The sequence below is a fragment of the Sphingorhabdus sp. genome, assembly GCF_029865925.1.
Classification (GTDB): domain Bacteria; phylum Pseudomonadota; class Alphaproteobacteria; order Sphingomonadales; family Sphingomonadaceae; genus Sphingorhabdus_B.
In genome coordinates this window covers 1-7,482 of record NZ_JARXAI010000013.1, presented here as the reverse complement: position 1 = coordinate 7,482, position 7,482 = coordinate 1, and the positions used below count along the sequence as shown (strand labels likewise).

The 7,482-nt window shown below is 54.7% G+C and carries 6 protein-coding genes and 1 pseudogene; 1 reads left to right on the top strand and 6 read right to left on the bottom strand.

The genetic code is table 11. The features are described from left to right. Nucleotides 1–200 (top strand): annotated as a pseudogene (locus tag QE270_RS01085) (acyl-CoA dehydrogenase); the annotation flags it as partial. A gap of 88 nt (nt 201–288) precedes the next feature. On the opposite strand, the gene QE270_RS01080 reads toward QE270_RS01085, so the two are convergent. The 6 genes from QE270_RS01080 to QE270_RS01055 form a co-directional block, all read right to left on the bottom strand. Next, nucleotides 289–1,419 carry a DUF3089 domain-containing protein gene (locus tag QE270_RS01080; protein WP_300033980.1) on the bottom strand — a complete coding sequence of 377 codons (1,131 nt, stop codon included), beginning with the start codon at nt 1,417–1,419 and terminating at the stop codon, nt 289–291. A gap of 124 nt (nt 1,420–1,543) precedes the next feature. Then, nucleotides 1,544–2,113 (bottom strand): malonic semialdehyde reductase, encoded by a 570-nt coding sequence (locus tag QE270_RS01075; protein ID WP_300033978.1) that lies wholly within the window; start codon nt 2,111–2,113, stop codon nt 1,544–1,546. 4 nt (nt 2,114–2,117) lie between these two features. Then, nucleotides 2,118–3,335: a cytochrome P450 gene (locus QE270_RS01070; protein ID WP_300033976.1), complete on the bottom strand. Its 1,218-nt coding sequence runs from the start codon at nt 3,333–3,335 to the stop codon at nt 2,118–2,120. A gap of 90 nt (nt 3,336–3,425) precedes the next feature. Further along, nucleotides 3,426–4,655, bottom strand: coding sequence for an alpha/beta fold hydrolase (locus QE270_RS01065; RefSeq protein ID WP_300033974.1), 1,230 nt, complete (start codon nt 4,653–4,655; stop codon nt 3,426–3,428). A 103-nt stretch (nt 4,656–4,758) separates the two neighbouring features. Further along, nucleotides 4,759–6,039: an MFS transporter gene (locus tag QE270_RS01060; protein WP_300033972.1), complete on the bottom strand. Its 1,281-nt coding sequence runs from the start codon at nt 6,037–6,039 to the stop codon at nt 4,759–4,761. Between the two features lie 254 nt (nt 6,040–6,293). Continuing rightward, nucleotides 6,294–7,457 carry an acyl-CoA dehydrogenase family protein gene (locus QE270_RS01055; protein WP_300033970.1) on the bottom strand — a complete coding sequence of 388 codons (1,164 nt, stop codon included), beginning with the start codon at nt 7,455–7,457 and terminating at the stop codon, nt 6,294–6,296. Between the last annotated feature and the right edge of the window lie 25 nt (nt 7,458–7,482).

The window sequence follows — 7,482 nt, the reverse complement described above, 5'->3', positions numbered from 1 at the left end:
AGATGATCCACAGCGCATCGGAATCGCTGATGTTTCAGACAGGGTCGTCAGGCTTCATGCTTGATAAGCCCATCAGCCGCTATTGGAAGGATGTCTCGATGGCCCTGCGCCATATCCAGAATATCCCGACGATTGGTTATGAAATCTATGGCCGCGATATTGCGGACGGCGACAAGATTTCGCCACCCGGCGCTTATTAAGTTTAAATATCGGCCCGGCGTCTCAATGGAGTGCTGGGCCAGTATCTTGTCCTGCAACCGCGTTTGGCGTCTGCCGGGAACAACTGATTTAGCGCTTGGTCTTTTCCCATGCAGACAATTGGATCCCGATTAAGTCAACCATGTCCTGCTGGACGATGTTGACATCAAGCAGATGCAGCCCCCAATCTTTTGCAATCATGGGGCCAAATTTTAGGTCGCCGCCCGGATCGAGAACCCGGCCATTCGGCAGCCCTTCGCTTAGCCGTACGGCCAGATAATTCGCGCCATCCGAGGAAACGCACTGCCCCGAATATAGTCCCGGCAAGCTGACGTGGCCGGTTGTGATCGGCTTTTGATCGCTCGTCCACGCTGTGGGGGCCACTGCCATATCAGCGCCGATACTTTGCTTCGGAAGCACGGCTTGTAAAGGAACACTACCGCCGCTGAGTTTCGCTGGATTGGTACAGGCCACTTCGCGATCCGCAACATCGGTGCGCCCAAAACGTGCGTTGGCCGGAGGAGGACTCGCCTCGCGAAATGTTACCCACGCCAAAACGCAGCCGGTCTGATCCGATTTGCGGCACAGTGGCGTCGTTTTGAAATCACCGCCAAGATCTTCGCCCCTGGCAACCAGCACATTCGTCCCTGCCAGCATTGCAGAGAGCATCAATTTCTGGGTCGGCTTGCCTTCAATTTCTTCCGCCACAAGCCGTTTGAGCAAGCCGGAACCCTGACTATGGCCAATTAGCACAAACGGCCGCCCCTGACTGTCGGTTGCCAGATAATGCCGCCAAGCGTCCCGAACATCGGTGTAATTGAGTTCGCGGTCCGCCGGGATCGGTTTTCCTATCAATAGTGCGCGCAGTGCCGAGACCGTCACCGAGCGATAGATTGGCGCAAAGGTGCGGCATGTTTCGCCAAATCGGGCAAACTGCGTCTCAATGACCCTGCGCTCCTCGTCATTGGCAACCATGTCGCTGTTGCCGCCCTCATCGTAAGACAGCGTTGGGTAGACGTAGAAGCAATCGGCTTTGGAATCGCGAGGCGTTGTCGATTTGCGGAAGGCGATAGTTCCGTCTGCTGCGATCGCGGTGGTGTCGGTGTTGACAGTGCACGCATCGCGGCGACCAGGTCTGCATAGCCAGTTTTGCGCAAGGCTGTAGTCATTTGGAATCGGAGTAGTGGCTGCTGCCGCCGCAATAAGCAGGGTCGAAATCATGACTTTATAGCCTCTCGGAAATTTTAATGAGAATGCCTTCCATCATACGCCTTGGCAAGGGACGTCAAAGTGCGAAAGTGAACCAGGCGATGCCCTAATGTTATTTAGTGAAGCGGCCAGCGGATCAATCAATCACACATGCCTCGTCGAAAGAAAGCCGTGGATTACGAGGATGAAGCCCCGCCTTTACACCATAGCCAAGGTTGCAGATAAAATTTATCTGCCAGCGGCCATTCGGGAAAAATTCGGCATTGATTTTCTCGGGGTCGAAGCCAGACATGGGTCCGCAATCCAGCCCCAAAGCGCGGGCGGCGATGATCATATAGGCGCCTTGCATTGGGACGTTACGCGCGATCAAATCTTGCGCTGCTGCTTCGCTATTTTCAAACAAAGTTTTGAAATCACGCTCTGGATATAGCTGCGGCATCAGTTCGAAAAAACGCGTGTCGCCAGCAATTATTACCGTCAACGGGGCCGATTTCACCTTGTCAATATTGCCCGCGTTCACGCACGGCAGCAGACGCGCCTTTGCTTGCTCAGAGATCGCAAACACAAACCGCGCCGGGCAGCTATTGGCTGAGGTCGGTCCCCATTTTAGATGATCGTATAGAGTTCGCAACAACGCGGTCGAAACCGCTCGATCTTCAAAATCACCGAAGGTCCGTGCATCATCGAATAGGCCGGAAAGCTCCAATTAGTTACCAGACCAAAGGCAGTGTGACGGGCTGTAATATGCCGCCGGTGTGTGTTTTAACGACCGCGCCGTCGGCGATGCGGAACTCTGGAATAGCGGCAAGGAACTCTTCAAGCGCAATACGCATTTCACGGCGCGCCAGGTGCATGCCCACGCACAGATGCGGGCCATAGCCAAAGCTCATATAGCGCGATTTCCTGCCAAAGATCACCTGATCGGCATTATCATAGGCTTCCGGATCACGCCCGGCAAGGCTGGTAGGCATTGCGATTTTGTCGCCTGGTTGGAATGTCACGCCGCCGACCGTTACCAGCTTTGCACAGGTGCGGAACGTTGTAACAGCGGGATAGGCGCGCATCAATTCTTCAATCGCGTCGGGAATCATCGACGGGTTATTGCGCAGTGTATTTTGATGATCTGGATGTTCGGCGAGGTGACGGAACTGCCACGCGATGTTGGTCGATACGGTATCCATACCGCCAATGAACAAGTTGAAAGTGAAGCCGACCAATTCATCATCGGTCAGTGCACGACCGTCGATTTCGGCTGTGACGCCGTAGCTGATTAGGTCGTCTCCTGGATTGGCTTTGCGGTCCGCAATCTCGCCGCGTAGATAGTCGACAACCTTGCGTGTGCTCGCGGCAATTACGCCCAAGTCGTTGGTGTGGAGCAACCCCATTTCCCATTCGAGAAACTCGGCGGTCATTTCAAGCGGCAAGCCCATCAGTTCAAGGAACACCTTGATCGGGAATTCAAAGGCAAAATCGGCCATGAATTCGCAACTTCCCTTGGCCTTGATCTCGGCGCAATATTCGCGGGCATATTGCCGGATCTTTTCATCGAGAACATTGATCTTTTTTGGCGTGAAAATGGGATTCACGAACTTGCGGTACAGCGCGTGCATCGGCGGGTCGGTTTCGGCCGGAAGCGAACTCCATGTCTCCCCCACCAGCAAAGCAAACGGCGCGAAATCCTTGTTCGAAAAACTCTCGGTATCGAAATAGATCGTTTGCAGATCCTCTACGCGCCGTACAATCCATGCTGGTGTTCCTCCAGGATACGCATCAAGTGAATAGAAGATCGGCGGCATATTTTTGTGAATGTCGGGAATAATCCGGTCAAACGGATTTTCGTCAATGGTGCCACCCATTTTGATCGGATAGTCAAGCACCAGATCGGCGGGAACATGGGCTGGAGCTTCGGTAACCTGAACGCCGAGCATGGCAATTTTCTCCCAAAATATTGAGTGAGACCTAAAAGAAACCAACCGCATCGCGACCTACCAAGGGGCAGGATTTTAACCAGCTAACTCCTACGCAAAATGCAAGCGACGATATTTGCCACGGAAATACAGCAAAGGATCACGGCGTGGCTCGAACATCGCCTTCAGCACACGGCCAACGAGGATGAAGTGATCGCCACCATCGTGCAAAGCATCGCGCTCGCATTCAAAACTGCTCAGCGATACCGTGAGAACAGGTGTGCCGAACTCGCCGACTTCCCATGGTGTGTTGGCAAACCGGTCCTCACCCTTTCCGGCAAAGCGGTTCGAGGTTGGCTGTTGGCCAATTTGCAATACATTGACGGCAAAGCGTTCGGCGTTGCGCATAATCGGTGCGCTACCAGCGTTATTCGCGATGCAAACCAACAATAAGGGCGGATCAAGCGATACGCTGGTAAAGCTGTTCGCGGTCAGCCCGGTGGGTTTGCCGTCCGGCCCCATCGCGGTGATGATCGTAACCCCGGTGGCAAAACAGCCCAAAGCGTCACGAAACGTTCGCGCATCGGAACCTTCGCGGAATTCGGGAATGAAGCGCGGCTGTTTACGCTCAAGGAAATCAAGCAATAGTCCGTTGAAGCTGTCAGTGCGTTCGGCGGTCACAAGCAGGCCACTGTCTTCGACCTCGACCGCTTCGGCATCGGGCAACTGGCTAACAAATGCCGCCGCCTGTTCTTCGCTCGCCAGATCGCTAAGCCCTCCGCGCACAAACAGTATGGGGATATTAATCTGCGGTGCCGCAAGTGCAATCCGGTCGGTCACGCCGTTCATGTCGAACCGATCAAAAATCCGCATATCAAATTCTGCGTTGCCTAGCCCTGCAATCGCCGAATTGCGTAATTTTTCCGAAGCTTCGCGCGCCACCGCAGGATCATCTGTTGCTGGCAAATCGACCAAAACCAGCCCTGCAGCCAGCGTCGCGGCTTCATCGGCCAAGGCAATTGTTGCGATCCAGCCGCCCAGCGTAGCAGCGACGACTACGGGCCTCGTCCGCATTTGCGCCAGAACGGCACGCAGATCCTCGACATAGGCGTCAAAGTCATAGCACCCATCATCCGGCCAATCGCTGCTGCCATGCCCGCGCAAATCGAGGCTGATAACATGGCGACCGGCTTGTTGAAGCGCGTCGGCAACGTCAGCCCAAACTTTTCGCGTCTGTCCCCCACCATGCAGCAAAAGGATCGACGGGTCATCTGCCGACCCAATGTCATCGGCTTCAAGGCGAATGCCTGCAAAACCTCTGAATTCACGCACATAACTCATGACAATAGACTCCGTAGCTGGGCACAATCTGCGATTCCGGCCGTTGCATAATGCTGCTGTCGACCGGCAGTGATCCGGTCGCCTAAATTTTTCTGCGGCTTGCTCATGGGTGAAGATGTGCTCTCCGCCAGGCAAGACTAGCCCCAAGTGCTGCAACAAGGATAAACGCCACTATCTGCCCACCGAATGGCGATTGATAGCTCCCCCGCGCCGAGAACAGGTAGCCCGCCAGCACCGGTGCGCCTACGATGAAGGGCAGCGAGCAGAATGCAAACAATCCGTACGCACGGCCAAAGTTCGCTGTACCGAAATATTCAGAGAAAGTAGAACTAAGGCTAGCAATCATCCCGCCAGCGGTCAGACCTAGACCACAACTGACGAGCAGCATAACCGGAAATGTCGGCTGGACGAGCATCAACGACCAGAGCACAGCTTGCAGTGTCGCGTTTAGCGATAGCGCTGCGACTCCACCAAAACGGTCTGTAATCATCCCGAATAGCGGCGAGCCCAAAATTCCGAGCCCGCCGATTGACGCCAGCAGCAACGCGGCACGACCAGGGTCGATACCAAGGCCAACGGCCATCGGGACGATATGGATACTCATGACCGTTCCGCCCGCCGCCATGACGCAACCGAGCAAAATTATACCCCAATAAATTGGCGTGCGAGCAAGTATCCCGTATCCAATTGGCGCAGACTTTGGTTGTTTGACCGAACCGAAATCACTCTTGTTACTGCCGACCGGAAGCAGTCCCTTCTTCTCGGGATGATCAACGATCAAAAAGAGAATGGGAATCAGGCACAGCATAAGTGCGGCCAACACAACGAAAACAGTCGAGAGACCCCATTGCTCTAATATCCATGCCGAGACTAAAGGTGCCACCGCAACCAATAGCGGCATGTTGACGATCCCCAGCGCGCGACCCCTACCGGTTTCAAACCAGTTGGAAATTAAGGCTGATGGTAACATTCCGCCAAGCAAAGCGGCCCCGGGCCCAATAAGTAATCCGTAACACAGCAGAACCGATGTCATAGACGTGGCCGAACTGACAAGCCCATAACCGACAGCACTCAGACAAGCGCCCGTGATCATCGCCATTTTAATCGAGATGCGGTGAAGCACTGAGCCGGCAACTGGCCCAACCAATGCGAAGGCGAGTAATACAAGCGATATGCCGAGTGTGCTGATTGATCGATTGACACCATAGGTGCGCTCAAATGACGTTATCAACGTACCGTAGACTCCGAACGTCAGTCCAATTGCCATATTCTGCGCGAGCCAAGCGAAAAATGTCATCCGCCAACCACTAGCTCTCGCGTTGCGGTCTGCGGCGGTAAGGACTCGTCCGACCGGCACAACGGAAACAAGCGCTGTGTCGGTCATAAGATACGGACAGCTGAGAATTGAGAATACGTCATCTTTTTAGAGTGTCCCGTCCAGCGCCGAATCTAGTTTAATCTGTCAAAACGGCTGATCCATCCAACCGATAAACTTCACCGATCATCCTACCTCTGGGCAGGCTCGGGATAACCTCAAAGATCCACAACGGACACACGCACTGCATTGATTGAGCCGTCATTGACGGGAGACCGTTAGCGCAAAAAGCGACACCCCCATAAAATCGGTTGGTGTCGCGCTTACCCCAATAATAGAGGCGCAAGCTTAAAGCGTTGCCACGCGGCATCACCAAATTGCGATGCCTGAAAAATCGCAGCGCGGCGGTGAAGGCCCGCGTCGCAATCATGCGTAAAACCAAATCCACCATGAAACTGGATCGCGCGGTCAGCTGCAAAGCTGTATGTCGCGTCCGCCGCAGCCTTTGCCATGCGTACGGCGATTTCGCCAACGCCTTGGTCGCTAAAGCTGTTTGCTGCGCTGTACAAATGCGAGCGCGCTTTTTCATATTCGACATAGGCGTCAACGGTCGGGTGCTTCAGCGCCTGATATTCGCCGATAATCTTTCCGAACTGCTTGCGGGTTTGCAGATAGCTTACCGTATAGTCGATCACGCTTTGCGAACCACCGCACATTTCCGCGCTTTGCAGAAGGTTTGCGGCCTGCTCAATATGCGACAGTGTTGAGGATGTTCGCGCAATTTCCAACAAAGCTGCGCGCGATACGACCAAGCCGTCAAGCGCCAGAGCAAAGCTGCGTTTTGTCTCATCGATAATCGCTTCACGGCGCAGGCGTCCAGCGACGTCGGCGGCGGTCAGCAGGACTAAGGCTGGCCTGCCATCGAGCATAACCGATGCAATGACGATGTCCGCGGTCTGCGCCCATGCCAGAAACAGCTTCTCGCCCGACAGATGCACCGCATCACCCTCAAGCGTTGCTGTGGCTGTAATGTTCTGAAGATCCCAGTCGCCATGCGCTTCGGAAAGGGCCAAAGTGCCAATGGCGCCTTCGGCAAGCTTGGGCAGCCAATGTGCGGTTTGCTGTTCACTACCGCCTATAATGAATGCCTGTGCAGCCAAGGTCGATGACACCAATGGCGATGCCATAAGGTGGCGCCCCATTTGCTCAACAACCGGAACGACCTCGGCCAGCGAAAGGCCAACACCCCCATGCGCCTCTGGTATCGCAATGGCGGTCCAACCCAAGGCAGCCATTTCGGCCCAGACGTCGGCATCATAGCCCAAATCGCTGTCCATCAGCTTGCGGACGCGGGCAATGGGCGATTTGTCACGGCAAAAGCTCGTGGCTACGTCAAGCAGCTCAATCTGTTCTTCGCTATATCCCAAACCAGCCATCTGCATGTCATTCTCTCCTCGAGCCTCTGCGTCCTCTATGGCGCGAGGCATGGCAAGAAATCAAGGCGATTTAACC